A 20,752-nucleotide genomic window follows, 5' to 3' on the forward strand; every position below is an offset into this window, starting at 1 on the left:
ATTGCGCAGTTTGGACGCAATTGCGTTAATCTGTGACCTCGCACCGCAGGCGATCCCTGCCAGGGCGCAACTGTCTCACTCGCCACATAACCAAAAAACACTACAGAACTCCCATGCGCAGCATGTCCCTTATCAAACGCCTGGCGGTAGCCGTCTCCGCAATCGGCTTTATCGCCGCCGGCAGCGCCTCGGCCCAGGAACAGACCATCCGCGTCGGCACCGTCAGCGGTCCGGACGCCGAAGTCTGGCAAGTCGTCCAGAAGGTTGCCAAGCGCAACGGCCTGAACGTCAAGGTCGTGGAATTCAACGACTACGTGCAGCCCAACGCCGCGCTGGATGCCGGCGACCTGGATGCCAACAGCTTCCAGCACCAGCCCTACCTGGACAGCCAGGTCAAGCAGCGTGGCTACAAGATGCAGAGCGTCGGCTACACCTATATCTCGCCGCTGGGCATCTACTCGAAAAACCTGAAGTCGCCCAAGGACCTGCCGCAGGGCGCCAAGGTGGCCGTGCCCAACGACCCGTCCAATGAGAACCGCGCGCTGCTCTTGCTGCAGTCGCAGGGCGTGATCAAGCTCAAGGCCGGGGCCGGCACCAATGGCAACAACGCCACGCCGCTGGACGTGGCCGAGAACCCCAGGAAGCTGAAGATCGTGGAACTGGACGCCGCGCAACTGGCGCGCGCCCTGCCCGATGTCGGCGCCGCCGTGATCAACACCAACTACGCGCTGGCCGCCGGCCTGCAGCCGACCAGGGATGCGATCGCACTGGAAGACATCCACAGCCCGTACGCCAACATCATCGTGGTGCGCACGCAGGACAAGGACAAGCCATGGGTCAAGAAGCTGGTCGCCGCGTACCAGTCGGAAGACGTGCGCCAGTTCATGAAGGCGCAGTTCAAGGGCGCGATGGTGCCGTCGTTCTGATCGGACCCGCTTTCCTGCCAATTCGTGCTTGCAAATTCCGCCGCCTTATGTAGAATGCGGCGCTTACCTTGCCCAGGTGGCGGAATTGGTAGACGCACTAGGTTCAGGTCCTAGCGGTGGCAACACTGTGGAGGTTCGAGTCCTCTCCTGGGCACCAGCATTCAAAGAAGGCCTGCGCGAGCAGGCCTTCTTCATTTTCCGCCCAGGAAGAAAAGCGCTTGAGCGCTTTTCGTGAGGACGAGAAGGGCTGCGCTTGCCAGCGCAGCCGGGGTCGCGCCGGCGTGACCGAGTCCTCTCCTGGGCACCAAAGTTTCAAGCGAGAAGCCCGCACGACAGTGCGGGCTTTTTGTTTCCAAACCGGCCAATCAATCCGCCGGACAGAACTCTCCCGTTGTTTCATCCAGCTGCTGCTTGACCATCGCAAGCAGGGAATGCATGGCATGACAGGACTCGGAGCGCTCGCTTTCGATTTCAAGCAACGAAAGGATCGCGCTCCGCCCGGCGCTGATTCGCTCAAGCGTTTCCACCGCGCCAGGCGGGACGATGTTCAGCACTTCCGCGTGATAGGTGCGCATTTGCATTTTGCTTTTCTCCGACTAGAGACTGCCCGCCAACCCTGAGGTCTGCAATGAAGGTGGCGGGCCTGACAGCGGGGGTGACAACCGGTGAATCGATGGAAAAACCGGCCAGCCATGTGGCTGCCCCGCCCGGCCCGCCGTGGAGAAGGCTTGCTCGCGCGATTCATACCAAACTCCATCAATTCGTTCGGGTTGTCACGCCCGCTCACCGAACCCCTCGGTGAGGCCTCAAGTCTCCCGCCCCGATGCCAGGGCGTACATGAGACGCTTCGCATTCATTGCCCGTGCCCATCGCCTACAGTAAATCCCAAAGGCGCCGTAGCGCCGCCGTCGGGAGACCTGTCGTGGGCAAACTGCAAGAGCGTCGCCGTTTCCTTGGAGCCGCGCTGAGCGGCCTCCTCGTTCCGACCCTGCCCGCCTGCGGCGGCGATGACGATCCGGAGCCGCCGCCGAACCCGGTGTCCGAAGCGCAGATCACCGCCGCCATCGCCCAGGTTGACACGCTGGCCACCAACCTGATGGCAAGCTCCGGAGTGCCCGGCATGGCCATCGCCGTGGTGCGTGGCAATCAAACCGCTTACGCCAGGGGCTTCGGCCGCCGGCTGGTGACTGATCCCGCACCGGTCGACGCCGATACCGTGTTCCAGCTTGCCTCGGTTTCAAAGTCCATCGGCGCCACGGTGGTAGCGCGGCAGGTGGGGCGCGGCAGCATCGGCTGGGACACCCCGGTGATCCAGCACCTGCCATGGTTCGCGCTGTCCGATGCGGAAGCGACCGAAGCCGTCACCATCGGCGACCTCTACGCGCATCGGTCCGGCCTGCCCGACCACGCCGGCGACCGGCTCGAAGACATGGGCTACGATCGCCGCGAGGTGCTGACGCGACTGCGCTTCCTGCCGTTGCATCCGTTGCGCGCGGTCTATGAGTACACCAACTTCGGCATGACCGCCGCCGCCGAGGCGGTGGCGAACGCCGCCGGCATCGACTGGGCCACGCTGTCCGAGCAGGCCATCTACCAGCCGCTGGGCATGACCCGCACCAGCTCGCGCTACGCCGACTTTGCCGCGCGCGACAACCGCGCACTCGGCCATGTCAAGGTCAATGGCAGCTGGGTGCAAGGCATGGGCACCATGCCCGATGCGCAGTCGCCCGCCGGCGGGGTCAGCGCCTCGGCCAACGACCTGGCGAAATGGCTGATCATGGTGCTGGCCAAAGGCGAGTTTGCCGGCCAGCGCATCGTCGACGCCGCGGCGCTCGCGCCCGCGCTGTCCCAGCAGATGCAAAGCAGCCCGCCTGTCCAGGGCCGCCCGGCGAGCTACTACGGCTACGGCTTCAATGTCGGCACGACCGAGCTGGGGCTGACCAACTACAACCATTCCGGCGCGTTCGCGGTCGGCGCGGCCACCAGCTTTACAGCGGTGCCGTCGCTGAACCTGGCCATCGTCACCCTGACCAACGGCTATCCCATCGGCATCCCGGAAACGATGAATGCGCAGTTCTTCGACCTGGTCCAGTACGGCGCCTTCCGCCGCGACTGGGGCGCGATCTTTGCCGATGCCCTCGCGCCCTTGCTGCTGCCCGAAGGCAGGCTGGTCGGCCAGTCGCCGCCGGCAAACGCCTTGCCAGCGCGGGCGTTGTCCACCTATGCCGGCACCTACAACAACGACTACTACGGCCCGCTTCTGGTCGCCGAACAGGGTGGCGCGCTGGTGATGACGCTCGGCGCGAAGCCGCTGGTCTTGCCGCTGACGCACTGGGATGGAGATGTCTTTACATTCACGCTCCATAACGAGAACGCCACCCCCGGCACGATCTCCCGGGCGGCATTTGCCAGCGACCGGGTATGGCTGGAGTACTACGATCATGAAGGGCTTGGCGTCTTCGCCCGCTAAGCCGCGCCGCAGCGGCAGAGGCTGGGCCGTGCCGCATTGACACTCACCACCCTCGTGCCGATACTGCGACAGGCACCCCGCCCTCGCCTGTCACGCGCCGCGCTTGCGGCACCGACGCTGCCGCACTGCACACCTCAGGGTGGAACGGTTCGACCCATGACTCAGCCACGGAAGGAATGACCATGATCAGATTCCGCGCAGTCGCACTCACCGCCGCCGTCGCCACGCTCGCTGCCTGCGGCACGTCCACGCCGACACCCACCGCGGTCACGCAGGCGCCCACCGCCACCACCCCTGCCGCCGCCGGCAAGACCGAAGTCCTGTGGCTCGGCCAGGCCGCGATCCGCATCACCTCGCCGGGTGGCAAGGTCATCGTCATCGATCCGTGGCTGACCACCAACCCGAAGACGCCTGCAGGCTTCAAGCAGCTGTCCTCGCTGGGCAAGGTCGACCTGATCCTGGTGACCCACGCACATAGCGACCACCTCGGCGACGCCCCGGCACTGGCGCAGCTCAATAACGCGCCGATCTACAACGCAGGCGGCATGGGCCAGGCACTGATCAGCCTCGGCATGGTCCCGGCCACGCTGGTGCAGCGCTTTGGCAAGAGCGGCACCGTGATGCCATTCGGCCCGACCGGACCCAGGATCACCGCGGTACATGCCGAGCACTCGTCGGAACTGGTGATGAAGAACCCGGCCACCGGCAAGGACGAGACACACTATGGCGGAGAACCGGTCGGCTACATCGTCGAGATGGAGAACGGCTTCCGCGTCTGGCACATGGGCGATACCGGCCTGTTCGGCGACATGCGGCTGATCGGTGACCGCTACAAGCCCGACCTGGTGCTGATCCCGATCGGCGGCCACTTCACCATGGGGCCGCAGGACGCGGCGATCGCGATGCGCGACATGGTCAGGCCGCGCTTTGCGATCCCCATCCACTACCTGACTTCACCGCAGCTGCGCGGCACGCCGGAAGAATTCACCACCGCGCTGGGCGCGGGCGCGGCCACGCGCGTGATCGTGCCGCAGCCGGGAGAGAAGGTGGACTTCTGATCCGCGCGGCAAGGGGCGATGCCGGGCACACCGCTTCACGCCATGTGCACGGCGGCGCCGCGAACCGCGGCATCGCCCTTGCCCTCACCCTCCCCTTCAATGCGAAGGCGAGGCAAGAACTGCGGATACTCGCGCTGCATGAAGTCGATCAGTCCCTCGCGCACCACACAGCGCAGGTCCCACGCCAGTCCGGACGACGCCGCGGTGCACAGCACGCGCAGCTGCATGGTGCGTTCGGTGGCGTCGGTCACCACCAGGTTGAAGAAGCGCCGGTCCCATTCGGGCGCCGCATGGACGATGCGCTCCAGCTCCTTGCGCAGCGGTGCCAGCGGCATGCCGTAGTCCACGTGGAAGAACACCGAGCCCATCAGCTGCGCGCTGCTGCGGGTCCAGTTCTGGAACGGCTTCTCAATGAAATACTGCAGCGGGATGATGAGGCGGCGCTCATCCCAGATCCGCAGAACCACGTAAGTGCCGGTGATCTCCTCCACGCGGCCCCACTCGCCCTCGACGATCAGCACATCGTCCAGCCGGATCGGCTGGGTCAGCGCCAGCTGCAAGCCGGCAATCATGTTGCTGAACACCGGCTTGGCGGCAAAGCCCGCGATCAGGCCGACCACGCCCGCCGAGGCCAGCAGGCTGGCGCCGACCTGCCGCGCACCCGGGAAGGTCATCAGCACCATCGACGCGCCAATCACGATCACCAGCGACATGGCGATGCGCGACAGCACCCGCGTTTGCGTGTGGATGCGCCGCGCACCCATGTTGTCCTCCACGTCGACCGGGTGCCGTTCCAGCACGCCTTGCGCAAAGCCCGCGATGATGCGCGCCGCCAGCCAGGTCGTGGCAATGATCATCAGCAGTCCGTTGAGATGCCGCACGTTGTCGATCCAGCGCAGGTCGTCCGGCGCCGCCTGCCACACCGTCTGCAATGCCAGCAGCGGCAGCACCGCCTTGGCCGGCGCGCGCGCCTTGATCACGATGGCATGCAGCACCGGCGTGGCGCGGGCAATGCGCAACAGCAGCAGGCCGCCAAGGCGATGCGCGATCAGCGCGACAATAACGGCGACCAGCGCGGCGGTCCACGTGCCGAACCAGGGATGTTCGAGGAGGAGGTCAAGATTCATGCGTCGTCCTGTTCGTTGCGGGTTGCAGCTATGTAGCTAACGACACCCTGTCCGTGCGGAAGTTCGCCTCGCGCCACTCCGTGGGAGCGCGGGGAAAAGAGATGTTAGAACACGCCTTTTACCTGATCGTCCATTTCTACAACGGGCGGCAAGATGTTCAGATGAAAGCACGAAACGCTGGGCGCAACGCCCTCCGGCACAGCGCCGCCAGAGTCCGCGGCGCGCCCTGCCCGTCACGGCATGGATGTTGCAGCTCCTACGGTTCCGGCCAACCCACTGGAGATCGATATGGCAACGCAAAAGGAACAGCGGAATGCGCCTGGGGCCCAGCCCAACCCGGGCGTCAGGACCGACCGCGATGCGAGCGACATCAATAGCCGCAGCGACGATCCGGGCCAGAGCAGCTACGGCGGCTTCAAGAACCAGGACCCGCGCAGGCAACACCAGGGCGATGCAAGCCGCAAGCCGGATCAGCGGCAGGGCAAGTAGCCAGCGCTTGCCTGGAAGGCAGCCACGCATGCGCGCACGGCCATGGCGGGCGCGCGCCGGCCGGCACATGGACCGCTGGCGGATCCGAAACCGGGCCTGCGCGGTGGTAAGCTACCAGACCCGTCCCCCGCGCCAATCCGCAGCGTTCCGCCCCATGCACCTGTCCAAGGTCTCCGCCATCTCCTTCGATCTCGACGACACCCTGTGGCCGTTCGGCCCCGCCGTGGCCCGCGCCGAGGCGACGCTGCTGGCCTGGCTGCTGCAGCACGCGCCGAAGACGGCCGGGGTGCTGACCTCGCCCGCGGTGCTGCGCGACCTGCGCGCGAGCTATGAAGGCGGGAACCCGCATCTTGCGCATGACTACCGCGCGCTGCGCATCGGCTCGATCCTGCTGGCACTGGAGATGGCCGGAGAAGATGCCAGCCTGGCCGAAGACGCGTACGACGCCTTCTTTGCCGCGCGGCAGCAGGTCGAATTTTTCGAGGATGCGCTGCCCGCGCTGGAATGGCTCAGCGCACGCTTCCCGCTGGTGGCTGTGTCAAATGGCAACGCCGACCTGAAGGTCACCGGCGGCCATCACTTCTTCCGCGCGGCGCTCAGCGCCGGGACGTTCGGCACGGCCAAGCCCGCGGCGGCGATCTTCCATGCGGCGGCCGCGGCGGTCGATACACCGCCGGAAGAAATGCTGCATGTGGGCGACGATCCCGATCTCGACGTCGTTGGCGCACTCGATGCGGGACTGCAGGCCGCCTGGCTGGTACGCCCGGACAGCCCCCACACCGCGCAATGGCAACGCGGCGGCGCACGCCCTCACCTGATCCTCAGCGACCTGCAATCGCTCTGCCGCGCGCTGGCCGGCTGAGCGCGCCGACGCGACAGCCCTGCTCCCGGCAGGCGATATCGGGCCAACGCATACCTAATATGCGAAAATGTGCCTTCGCGACCAGGGCCGACACCCTGCGCTTGCCTCGCCACCGCACGATCCAGACGTTCCCCGCCATCCGCTCCGGGCCGTTCCAGTGCCCAACACCGCCGCAATCCGACAGGTTCACAGGCAGCAAGCCAGGGTCCGCCCTGCAAGATTTCGATCGAGGAGAAACAAGATGTTGAAGGCCCTCTTTGCCGCCCTGCTGGTGGCATGCGGACTGACGAGCGCCCACGCGCAAACCCCGGCCACCTTTCCGACCAAGCCGATCCGGCTGGTGATTCCGTTCCCGCCCGGCGGTGGCACGGACATCCTGTCCCGCCTGGTGGCGACGCAGGTCGGCCAGGCCACCAAGTGGAATTTCGTGCCGGACAACAAGCCCGGCGCGGGCGGCACGCTCGGCATCGCCGAGGCGGTCCGGGCAGCACCGACCGGCTACGAGCTGGTGATGGGCCAGAAGGACAACCTGGTGGTCGCGCCGTGGCTGTACAAGTCGGTCAACTATGTGCCGAACCGCGACCTGGTCGCGATCAGCCATGTCGCCTACACGCCGATTGTGATCGTCACGTCGGCCAATTCGCGCTTCAAGACGCTGGCCGACGTGGTCACCGCCGCGCGCAGCGCGCCGGGCGCGGTCAAGTATGGCTCGCCGGGCAACGGCACCACCATCCACCTGGCCGCCGAGATCTTCAGCCATGCGGCGGGGATCAAGCTGCTGCACGTGCCCTACAAGGGCTCCAACGCGGCGATGATGGACGCGCTGGCCGGCAACGTGGACCTGATGGTGGCCTCGGTGCCGTCGGCGCTGGCACAGGTCAAGGCGGGCAAGCTGCGCGCGCTGGCCGTGACCTCGGCCACGCGCAGCACATCGCTGCCCGACGTGCCCACCGTGGCGGAAAGCGGCTACAAGCAGGTGGACGTCAGCACCTGGTACGGCCTGTTCGCCCCGGCCAGGACACCGCCCGAAGTGGTCAACCGCATCCATGCCGAAGTGAACAAGGTCCTCGCCACGCCGGCGATGATCCAGGCGATCCAGGAGCAAGGCGCCGAAGCCAAGCTGATGACGACCAGGGAGTTCTCCGAACTGGTGCAGTCTGACTACAGGAAGTGGAAGGATATCGTCGAGCGCTCGGGGGCGAAGCTGGAATAGCCCCGGCGCGTCGCCACCGCTTTCGTTGCCAGGAATGCCCGCCGTTAATCACGGCGGGCATTTTTTTGGTTCATCGCCGAATTCCGATGATTTGCTTAGGAAGGAATAAGGCCTTCGGCCATTCAGCAATAAGGCGGCTTCTGCGCGAATCGGGCACGGTGACAACGCTCGAACGTCAGCGAACCCTCAATATTCAACCCTATCAGCGGGCGAGGCACTACGAACGCCCCCTGGAGCGGCGCTCAATATGCGCGCGCTGGATCTTGATTCGTCCGCGCGACAGAGCAATGACTCCCATTGCCTCTAGTCGGTTCAATTCAAGACCCACGCGGTAGCGTGAACCACCGACGGATCTTGCCAGGTCCGCCTGCGTTACCTCGATGCAGACTGTGGGGGTATTGGCTTGCCGGGACTGCATTGCCAGTTGAACCAGGCGGCCCCATACCTTGTCCGCCAGTGATTCGAAGGCCTGCGTGCCGAACATTTCCAGCACGTTATTCAGCCTGCTGCTGAGCATCATGGTGATGGCCAATGCCGTCGTCGGATCGCGCCCGAGATGCTCGAGGAGTCGCTCGCGCTGAATGTGCAGAACTTCGCTTTGACAGTCGGCGACGATGTTGAAATTGAAAGGCTGGTTGGCGATCACCGGAGCCAGTGCGCCGATCATGCCCGGTTCGATCCAGGCAAGGATGTTCTCGTTACCGGAGGAGTCATGACTGCAAACGCGCAATAGTCCCTTCTGCACTGCGAGGATCGACTCAGCGTGATCGCCCGCCCAGTGCAAGACTTGGCCTCGCCTCCACCGCCGCAGCACGCCGACTTCGCGCAAGGCGCGAAGAGAATGCTCAGGCAAACCCTCAAGGCTGCTGATATTTGGCGAGGGGCGCCCCGAAAGTGGTCCAGCAGAGACTTTCATGTCCGACTCAGTCTAAGGGAAGGTACCAGGTGGCTATGCCACGTAGGTGGCATTCCTCGCATGATACCTCGGCTAGATTGGCCACATCCCTTCGCCGAAGGCGCGCCAACGCAAGCCTTGCGAATCGATCGGCCCGATCAACCGGAATTCCTTGGATAGTCCGATGACTGAGACAGATTTCCTCTCCCTCGCAGAACAATACTGGCACGGTCAGGTTGACCTGCTCGATACAGACCACCCCGTTACCGGGACATACCCCGGTGCCCAGGAACTTGCACCCGGCCTGCTCTACTTCAAGGGGGTGGCGGCGATCAGCGTGATCGACACCGGGGCGGGACTCATCATGCTGGACGCCGGTACCCGCAGCGATATGGATCGTGTTTACGAAACAGTCCGGAAGTGGCGCCCGGATACCCCGCTGGTTGCGGCTGTCTTCTCCCAGCACCATCTCGACCACATCTGGTCAACGCGCCGCTTCGATGAAGAAGCGGCGCTGCGCGGCTGGGCCGCACCCGTCGTGTATGCACACACGCTGCTGCCCCAGCACCTGGATCGATACCGGAAAACGGCAGGCTGGATCGATGCCGTCAAGGCACGACAGTTCAGCCGTCAACTCGGCCCGGCCAAGGGACCCACGGACTTTCGCTATCCGGACGTGACGTTCGATCGGGCTCTCACCTTGAAGATCGGCGATCTGACGTTCGAGTTGCGGCACGCCCGTGGCGAAACGGACGATCATGTCTGGGTGTGGGTGCCAGAACGCCGTTGGCTGTTTCCTGGGGACCTGTTCATCTGGGCTGTTCCCAATGCGGGCAACCCCCAGAAAGTCCAGCGTTATTGCGACGAGTGGGCGACTGCCTTGCGCGAGATGGCGGGATGCCAACCGGAGACGATGATTTGCGGCCATGGCATGCCGGTCTTCGGCGCGACGCGCATCAGGGAGGCGTTGCTCGACACGGCTGAGTACCTGGAGTCGATTGAACGGCAGACGCTCGCCCTGATGAATCAAGGTCTGCCATTGGATGACGTCATCCATCGCGTCGCGCCGCCGGCGCACCTGGCGGACAAGCCCTATCTGAAGCCGATCTACGACCACCCGCAGTTCCTGGTGCGCAATGTCTGGCGTCGCTATGGCGGATGGTGGGATGGCGAGCCCGATAACCTGCTTCCCGCGCCCCGGCTCCAGCAAGCCTGTGAATGGATTGCGTTGTCTGGCGGCGTGACCAGGGTTCTCGAGCGTGCCGCCGAACTCGAAGCCGAGGGCGATCTCCGGATGGCGTGTCATCTGATCGAGTTGAGCATTCTGGCCGAGCCCGGATCCGAGGCTGCCCATCGGGCCCGGGCAAGGGTCTACGCGGCACGTTCGGCCAATGAGGCCGCGACCATGACAAAGGGCATCTTCAATCATGCCGCCCGATCGAGCCAGGAACGGCGGCGCGATCTCCTGGTCGCGGAACGTCATGACGCCGCACCCGGCAAGGAGATGCGATGAGCCAAGATCTTGATGCTGCGATTTACGATGCGTTTGCCTATGGCTTCCCCCTTTATGAGGTAGCCAGGACACGCTATCAGGACATGACGGGTTGGACGGACCAAGCCGGGCTTGCGCCAAACACCATTTGCCATGACCGCAGGCTGGCCGACAATCAGTGCCGCTGGATCACGACGCCGAACAACGACACGCTGTATTCGCGGGCGTGGCTTGACTTGTCGGGCGGCCCCGTCCGGGTCGCCGTGGATGCGCTGCCACCCGACCGGTATTGGTCGATTGCGTTCATGGATGCGTTCACGAACAACTTTGCGCTGCTCGGCCAGCACCAGGACGCAACCGGGCCCGTCGTGATCACGCTTGCCGGTCCCGACGATCACGACCAGCCGATCGCCGGGCGCGTGATTCGAGCGCCCGGCAATGATGTCTGGCTGCTTGCGAGGTGGATCGTCAATGGGGAAGACGATCTCGCGGCGGCGCATGCGATGCAGGAATGCCTGTCTGTGACCCCCTGCAAGCCTGTTCGCAGCCCAGCCGTCAAGCCGACGGATTCGATGGATCCGGCCAACTTTCTTGCTGTCGTTGCCGAGCAGTTGGGACGCAATCCGCCACCCGCCGAGGATGCGCCGATGCTGTCGAGGATCGCGGCAGTCGGGATGGTGCCGGGCGCCTGCGATCCGTGGGCCAGCTTGCCGGACGCCACCAGCAATGCGTGGCAAGCGGGCATTGCGGCCGCTCACGGCCGCCTGCGGAGCGCCTTCATGAGCCGGCGCCGCAAGATCCAGGGCTGGTGGGTACTCGATAAGCTGGAAGACGCCGAGGCACGCTATGAGTGGCGGGCCGCGCTCGCTCTCGCAGGACTTGGGGCGTTGCCGCCGGACGAGGCTGTTTACATCGGCCGGACGACCGGTGACGACGGACAGGTGCTGAACGGCTCCAACAACTATTGCCTGACCATACCTCGCCAGGGCATTCCGGTGGAGGCGTTCTGGTCGCTAGCGCTCTATGAACCGACTCCGGATGGCCGAAGGTTCTTCGTGGAGAACGCCATAGACCGTTACTCCATCGGAGACCGGACCGCGCAACTTCACTACGAGGCGGACCATTCACTCCACATCTACATCCAGCACAAGATGCCCGCGGAGCCGACACGCAGGGCCAACTGGCTACCGGCTCCGACCGGTCCTTTCCATCTGAGCCTGCGAGCCTATCGGCCGTGCCCGGAAATGCAGGCATTGGCGGTGCCGTTGCCCATCCTGAGTCTTGAGTAGCCTCTGGCTCATTCGATAGAGGGATTCAGCAATCCTCTTGCAAAGCCACGTATGTGTTAATGATTCACGGTGGAGACAAACAAATGAATCGCAGAATCATCACCAGAACCTGCAAGTACTTGACTTGCACGCTCTTCATGGCGTTCATGGCGTTCGGGGCGAATGGCGCCTTGGCCTGGACCGACAAGCCGGTGCGCATGATCGTTCCCGCCCCGCCCGGCGGCACCATCGATACGCTGGCCAGAATCGTGGCGGACGAACTGTCTGCCCAGATCGGCCAACCCGTGGTGGTGGATAACAAGCCGGGTGCGGGCGGCGCCATTGGCGTCAAGTCGATGCTTTCGTCGCCGCCGGACGGGAGGACGATCCTTCTGACGGCCAGCAACGTATTGACGGAGGTGCCACAGGTGCTTAACGTCGGCTTCGATCCGCTGAAGGATGTGAAGCCGGTGGTTGCCCTGGGGCGCGGCGTCATGGTGTTCGTGGGATCGCCGGGCGTACCAGCCAAAGACGTGAAGGGCGTAGTCGCCTGGGTAAAGGCGAATCCGGGGAAACTGAGCTACGCCTCGTATAGCTCCGGCACCGCTTCCCAGTACGCAGGTGCCATGTTCAGCAAGGAGGCCGGCCTGGATCTCACACATGTGCCGTTCCCCGGGTCCGTGCCGGCACTGACCCAGGTCATGGGAGGACAGGTTCCGCTCATGTTCGATGGCGTCGTGACATCCGGACCTCTCATTGCCGCGGGCAAGATCAAGGTGTTCGGCGTGGCGTCGAAGACGCGTTGGCCTCAGTTGCCGAATGTGCCGACGCTTGCAGAGCAAGGCTACCCGGATATCGAGTTCAGGAACTGGACCGGGGTTGTAGTCTCTGCAAAGGTTTCTTCTGAACTGACAGAGAAGATCCATGCGGCGGTGAGCAAGGCCGCAGCAACGCCAAAGGTTCGTGACCGGTTGATTTCCGTGGGCTTTGAACCCATGCCGGATCAGCCCACAGCTCAACTGGCAAGTGAGCTGCGCCTCGAGTACGACCGCAATGCAAAGATCGTCAAATCGTTTGATATCAAGGCGGACTGATATTCATGCCGTTTCGGCTCACCAAGCGCCTCAGCGCCAGATGAAATTGTCATTTCCATGAAAGCAGTCAGATATATCGAGGCTGGCCGTCCCCCGGAAATCGTTGATCTGCCCAAGCCTATACCCGGTCCAGGGCAGGTGTTGGTAAAGATCGGCGGCGCGGGCCTCTGCCATTCCGATCTTCACGTCCTGGACCACGGCATCGGCAGGACCGGTCCATTCACACTGGGCCACGAGAATGCGGGATGGGTGGAAGCCTTGGGCGATGGCGTGACAGGATGGAAGGAAGGTGATCCGGTCGCTGTCTATGGCCCCTGGGGCTGCGGCGTTTGCCGCACCTGCCAGACCTCGGCCGAAAACTATTGCGAAGGCCATGCGAGGAGCCCGGCAGTAGGTGGAGGCCTGGGCCTCGATGGCGGCATGGCCGAATACATGATCGTTCCGTCCGCGCGCCTGCTGGTGCCGCTGGGCACGCTCGATCCGGCAGAAGCTGCGCCGCTCAGCGATGCGGCGCTCACTCCCTATCATGCGATCAAGGCGGCACTGCCCCTGTTGACACCAGATGCGAGCATCCTGGTCCTCGGCATTGGTGGACTCGGCCACATGGCATTGCAGATCCTGCGGGCCATGGCAGCAGTGAAGATCATTGCCGGTGACATCGACGACGCCAGGCTGGCTCATGCGCGCGCGCTGGGAGCCACACACACGATCAACACCCGGGATGGGCACCGCGCTGCCGAAGAGATTCTCGACCTGGTCGGCGGGCGTGGCGTAGCCGTGGCCCTCGATTTCGTCGGCGCACAGTCGACCATCGATCTTTGCTGCCGCGTCGTCGGCCGCGCGAGCCGAATCACCGTGGTAGGACTCGCCGGCGGGACGCTTCACTATTCTCCCAACCGCCCGCCTTATGGCTGTCAGGTGAGCATTCCGTATTGGGGATCACGAAGCGAGCTGATGGAAGTGATTGCGCTCGCCGAAACCGGCAGAATCCACGCCGATGTGGAGACCTTCCCCCTCGAGAGCGCCGTCGACGTATATCAGCGACTGCGGGAAGGACGCATCAAGGGACGGGCTGTCTTGTTACCTTGAAGAGTGGCAGGAGTTCGGCTGCGGATTCAACCGGTGCTTGCAACGTATTGATGGAATCGCGCGCGCCAGTTGAATCCGCACCGGACTTTCGCCGTTTACCGCGTTGCCTCGAATGCCTCTTTGGGTCGACAACAGCTTCCGGACTGTATCCTGAACGAAACAGGTTGCACCGATTTCACCAGCGCGTCGAATCTATAGGTCTGCCAGAACATAATAAAAACAACACATCCGGCAGTGTTGGTATCTTTGTTGCAGCTTAATTGAGGTGACGACCTCGCGCGCCAAGCCTGCCGACAGCAGGGCATTTTGCATGGGTTGCGGGTATGGAAAGATTGCGGTTTGCGCCATGTCCTACCCGTTCCGCCGGGTCGCATGCCAAGACAAGTTTCGAATCCGGGACACTTCGGCGAGGAGACTGCGATGTCCAAGAGATTCCTTCTTGTGCTTGCAATTTCATTCTTTCTCGGCGGTTGCGGCGGCGGGGGCGACGACAACGCCAGCAACGAGGCAGCAAGCACGCCGGCGCAGCCTCTGACGGTGCCACTCAGCACAGCCATGGCAGGTCTGGCGGCGAATGGACTGACCGCAAATTTCTCGATTTCCGGCACGGTAGAGAATGTGCCGGTATCAGGCTCCGGAACACTAACCGCCACCCCTTTCGTTGCGACCTCTCTGAATAACACTTCGGTATTGAGGACCACTGAAACCGTCAGCGGCACGGTTGTCACAAATGGAAATTCGGCGCCGTTCTCGAACACCAGGACCATCTTCCGCAATACAGTTACCTATGCTGTGATGGTGATCGACGAGGGCGATGCCTTCGTGGTGTTCGCCGACCATACGATTCCGCCGACAGTGAAGGCTGGCGACTCGGGACCTCTGACAAGCGCCACAATTTACTCGGACAGCACACGGGCAACGAAGGTGGGTACACTTACCGAGTCCTATAGCGTTGCCACCGATACCGGGAACAGCCTGCTGTTGACCTTGCTCGACAAGGTATTCGACAACAGCAATGCCCGCATCGCCGAGGATGAGACCACATTTCGCATCGACACCAGCGGCAACATCAGCTTTGTTTCGTCCAAATCCACGGTGTTCCATATCAATGGGCAATCGCTGGGCACGCTGGTGTTCCAGTAGGCCAGTCAGGAGCAACCCTATAGGCCAATCATGCAAGGCGAGGCGCGCCTATTGCGAGCTCGCGGCGGACCTCGCTGAGCAATGCGTTGTAGGAATGGCCCTCTCGTAGCAGATGGCGCCGCACCGTACGCTCCTCCACACCGAGATGGCCGGCAATATCGGCAAGCGTGCATTTCCCCGAGGGCAGTAGCGTCAGGACTAGTTGGCGCACCTTCTCCGTCGACGATTGGCCGGCGTTGGCGGCAACCGACTCCACGTACTGCTGCGCGTACTTGTCCAGCCGCGAGTAGGTCGTCAGCGTCAGTTCCCTGGCCATGCAAACGATGCCATTGAAGTCTGCCCCATACTGGACTGGCTGCGAGAACACGCGTCTCGCAGCTCGCGTGTCGGATGGCGTGCGCAATGCATGAAGCAGATACTTCGAGCCCGCCAATTCCCGAATGTGCTGGGGCACATTCGGGCCGGAAAACTGAAGGCCGTCGCGATAGTGGGCGACAAGCGGTCGCCGCTGCTGCCCAACGTGCCGACATTTGCGGAACGTGGCCATGCCGAGCTGAACTCCCACGCCTGGATCGGCGTGTGGTTGCCTCGCCGCACCGCCGAGGCAACCACCAGGCTGATCCATGATGAAGTCAAGGTTGCCTGGGACACAGCGGCCATTCGCGAGAAGCTGCGTTCGCTTGGATTTGAGCCCGCCCCCGACAGAACGTTGCTCCCCAAAACGAAACGCCTCGCCGGCGTCTCGGCACACCCGACGACCTCGACGGGGCGCTGTTGATGCTCGCGTCGCGGGCCGGCGCATTCGTGACCGGCTCGACGCTTGTGGTCGATGACGGACAGCGCTTCGTCATCGGCTAAGCCTTGCCGGCAGAAGGATCTCGCCCCGGCATCAGCTCTTGGCCTGCATGCTGGACAGCGGGGCGGCATTTTTGGTGGCGCGCCATTTCGTGACGCTGCAGCCGAAACAGTTGCTGAACCACCGCGAAAAGGCACTCAGCGAAGAGAAGCCCAGCAGCGTCGCGACTTCCGAGAGTGGTCGCTCGCGGTTCTCCGCATAGCGCGTCACCAGTTCGACCCGCACCGCATTGAGTACGGTCGAATAGTTTTCGCCATGGGCGCTCAAATGCTGGTGAATGGTGCGGCGGTCTACGCCTAGCTGTTGCGCGATGCGCTCAACGGAGCAGTCGCCCGAGGGCAGCATAGCGAAGACCAGTTGCCGGACCTTGTCAACCATGTTCGTGTTGCTCTGGGCAAGCATGGCATCGAGGTACTGCCTGACCTGTTGCGCCATGATGGGGTCGTAGGTCGGCAAGGGTGCCTGCAGGTCGGCAGCGCGGCAGACGATGCCATCAAAATCCTGATTGAACAGAACGGGCATGCCAAAGACACGCATATGCGTGGCCGTGCTGGTGGGCGCCGCGTGCGTAAAGCAGATGCTGCGCGGTCTCCATGAGGTGCCCAGGAAGAGAAGCAACGTTCGATAAAGGACGCCGACCACCAACTCCGCGGATTGCCTTGCAGAGCCTGGCACACGCAAGCCCAGCATTTCTTCCCGGATGATGACGAGGCCCTCCGCTTCTTCGATTCGGGTGGCCAGTCCTTCGTTGTGCAAGCGCATATAGCGGGCCATCGAGTCGAGCGCTCCACGCAGGGTTGGCTCTTCGCTCATCGCGAAGGCCAAGGCTCCCAGGTTCGCGAGCTGGCGCGTCTCGGCCATGCGCAAGCCAAAGTCCTGGACGCCGGCGGCTTGCGCTGACGTTTCCAGCAAACGACCCACGGCCTCGACCGGAATCCTGGTATCCGGGTCCAACAGCGCGTAGGCGCTGATGCTGGCCGCACTCAACTGCTCGTAAGGCTCCAGGCCTAACGAGCGCGCTACTTCGACGTAGTTGCTGAGGCTCGCGCTGCGTACGAAATAGGACATGGCGTTTTCCCTAAGATTCCCAAAATGTAAAACAAAACTCCCAAACGATCAAATGATCGTTGGCCAATCGCCGATACTGCGCTTGTCGCGTATGCCTCGCGCGGTGCTTGGGGAACGCACAGATCAGAAGGAGACAATCTTGAGCAGTGAAACGAACAGCGAGCTCCAGCTCAGCCCCACCCCCCTCTGCGATCAGTTGCGGGCAACCGGAAACTGGAATCCGGCCTGGGATGCCTTTGCCGAACTCGACCCGGTGTGGGCCGAGAAATTCATGGTGATGGGTATGCACCCCGTGATGTCGGGTGTGCTCGAACCTAAGGTGCTCGAGTTTCTCGCCATCGCAGTGGATGCGTCCTGTACCCATATGTACGCGCCTGGCACGCGCCGTCACATCCGCAAGGCCCTCGAACTCGGCGCTACCAAGGAAGAGATTGCCGCGGTGCTGCAGGCCGTCAGCGTACTTGGCATCCACACGAGCAGCCTTGGCGCACCAATCTTGCTGGAAGAGCTTGCCGCGTTGCAGCGGGAACACGCTAAGGGCGAGCGCGCCGCCGCCTGAACACCACTCGCGCACTTACTGAGAAAAAGGACGGACAGACATGCATTTCCTAGACGATTCCCTCTTGCCCGAGAACCAGGAAAAGCTGGTGATCCAGGTTGCCCCCTACGGGCCGCAATGGATGCCTGGCGATTCCGATGACATTCCGGTCACCATGGACGAACAGGTCCAGAAGGCTGTCGATTGCTACAACGCCGGTGCCACGGTGCTGCACGTGCACGTGCGCGAGGCGGATGGCAAGGGCAGCAAGCGGCTGTCCATGTTCAATGAGCTGCTGGCGCGCTTGCGCGATGCGGTGCCCAAGATGATCCTGCAGGTCGGCGGCTCCATCTCCTTCGCGCCGGAGAACGAGGGGCAGGCCGCGAAGTGGCTGAGCGACGACACGCGACACATGCTGGCCGATCTTGATCCGCGCCCGGATCAGGTCACGGTAGCGATCAACACCGGCCAAATGAACGTGATGGAGTTGATGACGCCTGCCGACATCGAAGGGACGTCACTGGCCAACCCGGCTGTTCAAGCGGCCTATCGGGACATGGTGGTCCCCTCGAATCCCTCCTGGCACACGGAGCACATCCGGCGCCTGGTCGCCGCCGGTATCCAGCCGCACTTCATGCTGGCCAGCCTTACCGGTCTCGAGAGCGTCGAGCGCCTGATCCGGCGCGGTGACTACAGCGGGCCGCTGATCCTCAACTATGTGGCGATCGGCGGCGGCGCGTCGGGACTGCATCCGGCCGACATGCTCGAATTCGTGCGCCGCACGCCCGACGGTGCGGTCCTGACCATCGAAACGCTCAATCGCAACGTCGTGCCCATGACCACCATGGCGATCGCCCTGGGTCTGCACGTGCGCGTGGGTATCGAGGACACATTGTTCGGCCCCGACGGCCAGCGCGCCACCTCGGTGCAGCAGATCGAGAAGATGGTCCGCATAGCCCGTGAACTCAACCGCGAAGTGGCCAGCGGGGACGATGCCCGACGCATCTACCAGATTGGCACCCAGTGGGGCAACGCCGACGAGACGCTGCAGCAGCTGGGCATGGTGCCCAACCGCAAGCCGGCGCAGCGCGGCGTGCCTTCCCGGATGGCGGCCTGATTTCTGACGCAGGCCTGCCGATCCCGGCAGCCCTGCGTCGGGGTCGAGCTTCCCGCATCACTACATAGCATAGCGAGACAAGCATGGCTTCCTTCCTTCACTCCCCCACCCGCCGCCGGGTGCTCGCGGCGATGCTGGCCACCGGTCTGGCGATGACTGCCGCACCGGGTCGAGCGCAGCCGCTCTCGGATCGGCCCATCCGCATCATTGCCCTCGGAACGCCTGGCGCGACGGCAGATCTCGTCGCCCGCCTCCTCGGCGATGCCATGGCCAAAAGCCTGCGCCAGCCAGTCATCGTTGAAAACAAGCCGGGCGGGGGCGGCGCCTTTGCACTCGACAGCCTGATGACGGCGCCGAACGACGGCCACACCTACCTGGTAGCCGTGAACAGCCTGGTAACGGAGATTCCGCACAGCATCAAGCCGAAGTACGACCTCTTCAAAGCGATCAAGCCGCTGGCGGAACTGGGCGGTGGTGGCCTGGTCCTCGTCGGCGATGCCCGGTTGCCGCCCCGAACGCTCGAGGAAATGATCGCCTATGTGAAGGCGCATCCAGGAAAAACCAACTTCGCATCGTATTCGCCGGGCACGCTTTCGCATGTGTTCGGGCTTCAGCTGAACAAGCTGGCCGGCCTGGACATGAATCACATCGGCTACAAGGGCTCTACGCCGGCCCTTCAGGACATCATGGGCGGATCAGTCCAGTTCATGTTCGACGGGCAGGCCACATCCATTCCGTTGATCAAGGCCGGCAAGCTCAGGCCCTTTGCGATCACCTCGCCGCAGCGCTCCGACGCGCTTCCGGACGTTCCGACTTTCGCGGAACTGGGCTTCAAGGATCTGACGCGTACCTCCTGGATGGGGCTTTGGACCGTGCCCAGCGCCCCCGCGGCAATCCAGGCGCGTATCCGTGACGAGGCGCTGAAGGCGCTGGCGGATCCGGTGGTTCGCGCCCGGCTGTCGTCCCTGGGATTGAGTGTGGACACCAAAAACCCGCGCACGCCCGAGCAGTTGTCCAAGCGCCTGGCGGAAGACTTCGAGTCGGTTGGCGCGCTGCTGCGCGCGGTGAACTACAAGCCGGACTGAGCGCATGCTGAAACTGAAAGAAAAAATCGCCCTTGTCACGGGCGCCGGCCGGGGGCTGGGCGGCGTCATCGCGCAGGCCATGGCTCGCGAGGGCGCGCAGTTGGTCCTGTGCGATATCGACACGCAGGCGCTGGAGCACACTCGCAGCACGCTGGAAGCCGAAGGCGCGCAGTGCCTGGCCGTGCGCTGCGATGTCTCGGACAGCGCGGCGGTCGATGCCATGTTTGAACAGGCGGCCGAGCGCTTCGGTACTGTTGACATCCTGGTCAACAACGCCGCGATCGTGCCATCGTCCGCGCAGGAGACCGAGCGCCGCAGCCGGCACTACGCCTACGTCACCACGCCGATGCCGAGGCAGTCTCTGGGCATTGTCTCGTCCTTGACGGACCAGGACTGGCTCAAGTGGTGGGGCGTGAATATGCACGGTGTGTTCTACTGCACCCGCGCTGCCCTGCGCCTGATGGAGCCGCGCCGCAGCGGCAAGATCATCAACATCGCCTCCGTCGCGGGTTGGGGCGCAGCCAGCATGCACAGCCCGGGCTATGCGGCGACCAAGGCCGGGGTCATCAGCCTCACGCAGACCACCGCCTTCGATGCCGCGGGTGCCAACATCTTCGTCAACGCCATTGCCTGCGGCGGCGTCATGACACCGCCGTTCGAGGCCTATCTCGCCAATGCCAGCGAGGCGGAAAAAAGGAACCTTTTCCAGATGGTTCCGCTGGGACGCCTGGGCCAGCCCTCCGAGTACGCCTCGCTGGCGGTCTATCTCGCCTCCGACGAGCACTACCTCGTAGGCCAGGTCATCAGCCCCAACGGCGGCTACGTGATCTGACCCGTCACCACACCGCCGGCTATACCGCTGCCGGTCACTACTTCAATGTTTAGGGATGGTCTGAAAAACCTCTGCCAACGGAAGGGCGGCAGAGACGTTAAATGAGGATCACGAAAGCTGCATGACGAAC

The 20,752-nt window shown here is 63.5% G+C and carries 22 protein-coding genes and 1 tRNA gene; 18 read left to right on the forward strand and 5 right to left on the reverse strand.

Annotated features, from left to right (window positions below; genetic code table 11):
- Positions 1–113: 113 nt before the first annotated feature.
- Entirely contained in the window at positions 114–926 is an 813-nt protein-coding gene (locus J8I34_RS02305) for a MetQ/NlpA family ABC transporter substrate-binding protein (protein ID WP_209775216.1), read from the forward strand.
- 70 nt (positions 927–996) lie between these two features.
- Positions 997–1,083, forward strand: a tRNA-Leu gene (locus tag J8I34_RS02310).
- A gap of 208 nt (positions 1,084–1,291) precedes the next feature.
- On the opposite strand, the gene J8I34_RS02315 is transcribed toward J8I34_RS02310, so the two are convergent.
- Positions 1,292–1,507, reverse strand: coding sequence for a DUF1484 family protein (locus tag J8I34_RS02315; protein ID WP_209775214.1), 216 nt, complete (start codon positions 1,505–1,507; stop codon positions 1,292–1,294).
- A gap of 341 nt (positions 1,508–1,848) precedes the next feature.
- Between J8I34_RS02315 and J8I34_RS02320 the strand changes: the two genes are divergently transcribed.
- Together J8I34_RS02320 and J8I34_RS02325 are read left to right on the forward strand one after the other, a co-directional pair.
- Positions 1,849–3,396, forward strand: a complete 1,548-nt coding sequence (locus J8I34_RS02320) for a serine hydrolase (protein ID WP_209805235.1) — start codon at positions 1,849–1,851, stop codon at positions 3,394–3,396.
- Between the two features lie 182 nt (positions 3,397–3,578).
- Positions 3,579–4,454 carry a metal-dependent hydrolase gene (locus J8I34_RS02325; protein WP_029045790.1) on the forward strand — a complete coding sequence of 292 codons (876 nt, stop codon included), beginning with the start codon at positions 3,579–3,581 and terminating at the stop codon, positions 4,452–4,454.
- Positions 4,455–4,489: 35 nt separating this feature from the next.
- Here the strand turns inward: J8I34_RS02325 and J8I34_RS02330 are convergent, their stop codons facing one another.
- Entirely contained in the window at positions 4,490–5,581 is a 1,092-nt protein-coding gene (locus tag J8I34_RS02330; protein WP_209805236.1) for a mechanosensitive ion channel family protein, read from the reverse strand.
- 288 nt (positions 5,582–5,869) lie between these two features.
- Between J8I34_RS02330 and J8I34_RS02335 the strand changes: the two genes are divergently transcribed.
- The 3 genes from J8I34_RS02335 (at position 5,870) to J8I34_RS02345 (ending at position 8,145) form a co-directional block, all read left to right on the forward strand.
- Positions 5,870–6,070: a hypothetical protein gene (locus J8I34_RS02335; protein ID WP_209805237.1), complete on the forward strand. Its 201-nt coding sequence runs from the start codon at positions 5,870–5,872 to the stop codon at positions 6,068–6,070.
- Positions 6,071–6,224: 154 nt separating this feature from the next.
- Positions 6,225–6,932, forward strand: coding sequence for an HAD-IA family hydrolase (locus tag J8I34_RS02340; RefSeq protein WP_029045788.1), 708 nt, complete (start codon positions 6,225–6,227; stop codon positions 6,930–6,932).
- 241 nt (positions 6,933–7,173) lie between these two features.
- Positions 7,174–8,145 (forward strand): Bug family tripartite tricarboxylate transporter substrate binding protein, encoded by a 972-nt coding sequence (locus J8I34_RS02345; RefSeq protein ID WP_209805238.1) that lies wholly within the window; start codon positions 7,174–7,176, stop codon positions 8,143–8,145.
- Positions 8,146–8,362: 217 nt separating this feature from the next.
- On the opposite strand, the gene J8I34_RS02350 is transcribed toward J8I34_RS02345, so the two are convergent.
- Complete coding sequence (locus J8I34_RS02350; RefSeq protein ID WP_209775204.1) at positions 8,363–9,061, reverse strand: Crp/Fnr family transcriptional regulator; 699 nt, start codon at positions 9,059–9,061, stop codon at positions 8,363–8,365.
- Between the two features lie 163 nt (positions 9,062–9,224).
- Here J8I34_RS02350 and J8I34_RS02355 point away from each other — a divergent pair, with 163 nt between their 5' ends.
- The 5 genes from J8I34_RS02355 (at position 9,225) to J8I34_RS02375 (ending at position 15,126) form a co-directional block, all read left to right on the forward strand.
- Positions 9,225–10,553 (forward strand): alkyl sulfatase dimerization domain-containing protein, encoded by a 1,329-nt coding sequence (locus J8I34_RS02355; protein ID WP_209805239.1) that lies wholly within the window; start codon positions 9,225–9,227, stop codon positions 10,551–10,553.
- On the forward strand, positions 10,550–11,821 hold the full coding sequence (locus J8I34_RS02360) for a DUF1254 domain-containing protein (RefSeq protein WP_209805240.1): 1,272 nt from the start codon (positions 10,550–10,552) through the stop codon (positions 11,819–11,821). Before J8I34_RS02355 ends, J8I34_RS02360 begins: the two co-directional genes overlap by 4 nt.
- Positions 11,822–11,904: 83 nt before the next feature.
- Positions 11,905–12,894, forward strand: coding sequence for a Bug family tripartite tricarboxylate transporter substrate binding protein (locus tag J8I34_RS02365; protein ID WP_209805241.1), 990 nt, complete (start codon positions 11,905–11,907; stop codon positions 12,892–12,894).
- Positions 12,895–12,951: 57 nt separating this feature from the next.
- Positions 12,952–13,983 carry an NAD(P)-dependent alcohol dehydrogenase gene (locus J8I34_RS02370; RefSeq protein ID WP_209805242.1) on the forward strand — a complete coding sequence of 344 codons (1,032 nt, stop codon included), beginning with the start codon at positions 12,952–12,954 and terminating at the stop codon, positions 13,981–13,983.
- 420 nt (positions 13,984–14,403) lie between these two features.
- A complete protein-coding gene (locus J8I34_RS02375; RefSeq protein WP_209805243.1) occupies positions 14,404–15,126 on the forward strand; it encodes a hypothetical protein in 723 nt (240 codons plus the stop codon).
- 28 nt (positions 15,127–15,154) lie between these two features.
- Here the strand turns inward: J8I34_RS02375 and J8I34_RS02380 are convergent, their stop codons facing one another.
- Positions 15,155–15,442, reverse strand: a complete 288-nt coding sequence (locus tag J8I34_RS02380) for a helix-turn-helix transcriptional regulator (RefSeq protein WP_209805244.1) — start codon at positions 15,440–15,442, stop codon at positions 15,155–15,157.
- Between the two features lie 90 nt (positions 15,443–15,532).
- Between J8I34_RS02380 and J8I34_RS02385 the strand changes: the two genes are divergently transcribed.
- Together J8I34_RS02385 and J8I34_RS02390 are read left to right on the forward strand one after the other, a co-directional pair.
- Positions 15,533–15,904 carry a tripartite tricarboxylate transporter substrate-binding protein gene (locus tag J8I34_RS02385; RefSeq protein WP_209805245.1) on the forward strand — a complete coding sequence of 124 codons (372 nt, stop codon included), beginning with the start codon at positions 15,533–15,535 and terminating at the stop codon, positions 15,902–15,904.
- A complete protein-coding gene (locus J8I34_RS02390; protein ID WP_371748032.1) occupies positions 15,901–15,984 on the forward strand; it encodes a hypothetical protein in 84 nt (27 codons plus the stop codon). Before J8I34_RS02385 ends, J8I34_RS02390 begins: the two co-directional genes overlap by 4 nt.
- A 31-nt stretch (positions 15,985–16,015) precedes the next feature.
- Here J8I34_RS02390 and J8I34_RS02395 read toward each other — a convergent pair whose 3' ends face one another.
- Positions 16,016–17,050, reverse strand: a complete 1,035-nt coding sequence (locus J8I34_RS02395; protein WP_209805246.1) for an AraC family transcriptional regulator — start codon at positions 17,048–17,050, stop codon at positions 16,016–16,018.
- A gap of 139 nt (positions 17,051–17,189) precedes the next feature.
- Between J8I34_RS02395 and J8I34_RS02400 the strand changes: the two genes are divergently transcribed.
- The 4 genes from J8I34_RS02400 to J8I34_RS02415 all read left to right on the forward strand — a co-directional run bounded on the left by J8I34_RS02400 (position 17,190) and on the right by J8I34_RS02415 (position 20,622).
- On the forward strand, positions 17,190–17,609 hold the full coding sequence (locus J8I34_RS02400; protein WP_209805247.1) for a carboxymuconolactone decarboxylase family protein: 420 nt from the start codon (positions 17,190–17,192) through the stop codon (positions 17,607–17,609).
- 40 nt (positions 17,610–17,649) lie between these two features.
- Positions 17,650–18,705 (forward strand): beta-keto acid cleavage family enzyme, encoded by a 1,056-nt coding sequence (locus tag J8I34_RS02405; RefSeq protein WP_209805248.1) that lies wholly within the window; start codon positions 17,650–17,652, stop codon positions 18,703–18,705.
- 83 nt (positions 18,706–18,788) lie between these two features.
- Entirely contained in the window at positions 18,789–19,790 is a 1,002-nt protein-coding gene (locus tag J8I34_RS02410; protein WP_029049956.1) for a Bug family tripartite tricarboxylate transporter substrate binding protein, read from the forward strand.
- A 4-nt stretch (positions 19,791–19,794) separates the two neighbouring features.
- Positions 19,795–20,622 carry an SDR family NAD(P)-dependent oxidoreductase gene (locus J8I34_RS02415; RefSeq protein ID WP_209775182.1) on the forward strand — a complete coding sequence of 276 codons (828 nt, stop codon included), beginning with the start codon at positions 19,795–19,797 and terminating at the stop codon, positions 20,620–20,622.
- Positions 20,623–20,752 lie beyond the last annotated feature (130 nt).

The sequence above is a fragment of the Cupriavidus phytohabitans genome (genome assembly GCF_017815025.1).
In the GTDB taxonomy this organism is placed as follows: Bacteria; Pseudomonadota; Gammaproteobacteria; order Burkholderiales; family Burkholderiaceae; genus Cupriavidus.

What these genes read in the sequence shown, in the direction of transcription:
- J8I34_RS02385 (WP_209805245.1), top strand. Translation starts at nt 15,533, where the DNA reads ATGAAGCAGATACTTCGAGCCCGCCAATTCCCGAATGTGCTGGGGCAC.
- J8I34_RS02375 (WP_209805243.1), top strand. Translation starts at nt 14,404, where the DNA reads ATGTCCAAGAGATTCCTTCTTGTGCTTGCAATTTCATTCTTTCTCGGC.
- J8I34_RS02345 (WP_209805238.1), top strand. Translation starts at nt 7,174, where the DNA reads ATGTTGAAGGCCCTCTTTGCCGCCCTGCTGGTGGCATGCGGACTGACG.
- J8I34_RS02325 (WP_029045790.1), top strand. Translation starts at nt 3,579, where the DNA reads ATGATCAGATTCCGCGCAGTCGCACTCACCGCCGCCGTCGCCACGCTC.
- J8I34_RS02360 (WP_209805240.1), top strand. Translation starts at nt 10,550, where the DNA reads ATGAGCCAAGATCTTGATGCTGCGATTTACGATGCGTTTGCCTATGGC.
- J8I34_RS02355 (WP_209805239.1), top strand. Translation starts at nt 9,225, where the DNA reads ATGACTGAGACAGATTTCCTCTCCCTCGCAGAACAATACTGGCACGGT.
- J8I34_RS02365 (WP_209805241.1), top strand. Translation starts at nt 11,905, where the DNA reads ATGAATCGCAGAATCATCACCAGAACCTGCAAGTACTTGACTTGCACG.
- J8I34_RS02340 (WP_029045788.1), top strand. Translation starts at nt 6,225, where the DNA reads ATGCACCTGTCCAAGGTCTCCGCCATCTCCTTCGATCTCGACGACACC.
- J8I34_RS02415 (WP_209775182.1), top strand. Translation starts at nt 19,795, where the DNA reads ATGCTGAAACTGAAAGAAAAAATCGCCCTTGTCACGGGCGCCGGCCGG.
- J8I34_RS02380 (WP_209805244.1), bottom strand. Translation starts at nt 15,442, where the DNA reads ATGGCCAGGGAACTGACGCTGACGACCTACTCGCGGCTGGACAAGTAC.
- J8I34_RS02335 (WP_209805237.1), top strand. Translation starts at nt 5,870, where the DNA reads ATGGCAACGCAAAAGGAACAGCGGAATGCGCCTGGGGCCCAGCCCAAC.
- J8I34_RS02305 (WP_209775216.1), top strand. Translation starts at nt 114, where the DNA reads ATGCGCAGCATGTCCCTTATCAAACGCCTGGCGGTAGCCGTCTCCGCA.
- J8I34_RS02395 (WP_209805246.1), bottom strand. Translation starts at nt 17,050, where the DNA reads ATGTCCTATTTCGTACGCAGCGCGAGCCTCAGCAACTACGTCGAAGTA.
- J8I34_RS02405 (WP_209805248.1), top strand. Translation starts at nt 17,650, where the DNA reads ATGCATTTCCTAGACGATTCCCTCTTGCCCGAGAACCAGGAAAAGCTG.
- J8I34_RS02350 (WP_209775204.1), bottom strand. Translation starts at nt 9,061, where the DNA reads ATGAAAGTCTCTGCTGGACCACTTTCGGGGCGCCCCTCGCCAAATATC.
- J8I34_RS02330 (WP_209805236.1), bottom strand. Translation starts at nt 5,581, where the DNA reads ATGAATCTTGACCTCCTCCTCGAACATCCCTGGTTCGGCACGTGGACC.
- J8I34_RS02315 (WP_209775214.1), bottom strand. Translation starts at nt 1,507, where the DNA reads ATGCAAATGCGCACCTATCACGCGGAAGTGCTGAACATCGTCCCGCCT.
- J8I34_RS02410 (WP_029049956.1), top strand. Translation starts at nt 18,789, where the DNA reads ATGGCTTCCTTCCTTCACTCCCCCACCCGCCGCCGGGTGCTCGCGGCG.
- J8I34_RS02370 (WP_209805242.1), top strand. Translation starts at nt 12,952, where the DNA reads ATGAAAGCAGTCAGATATATCGAGGCTGGCCGTCCCCCGGAAATCGTT.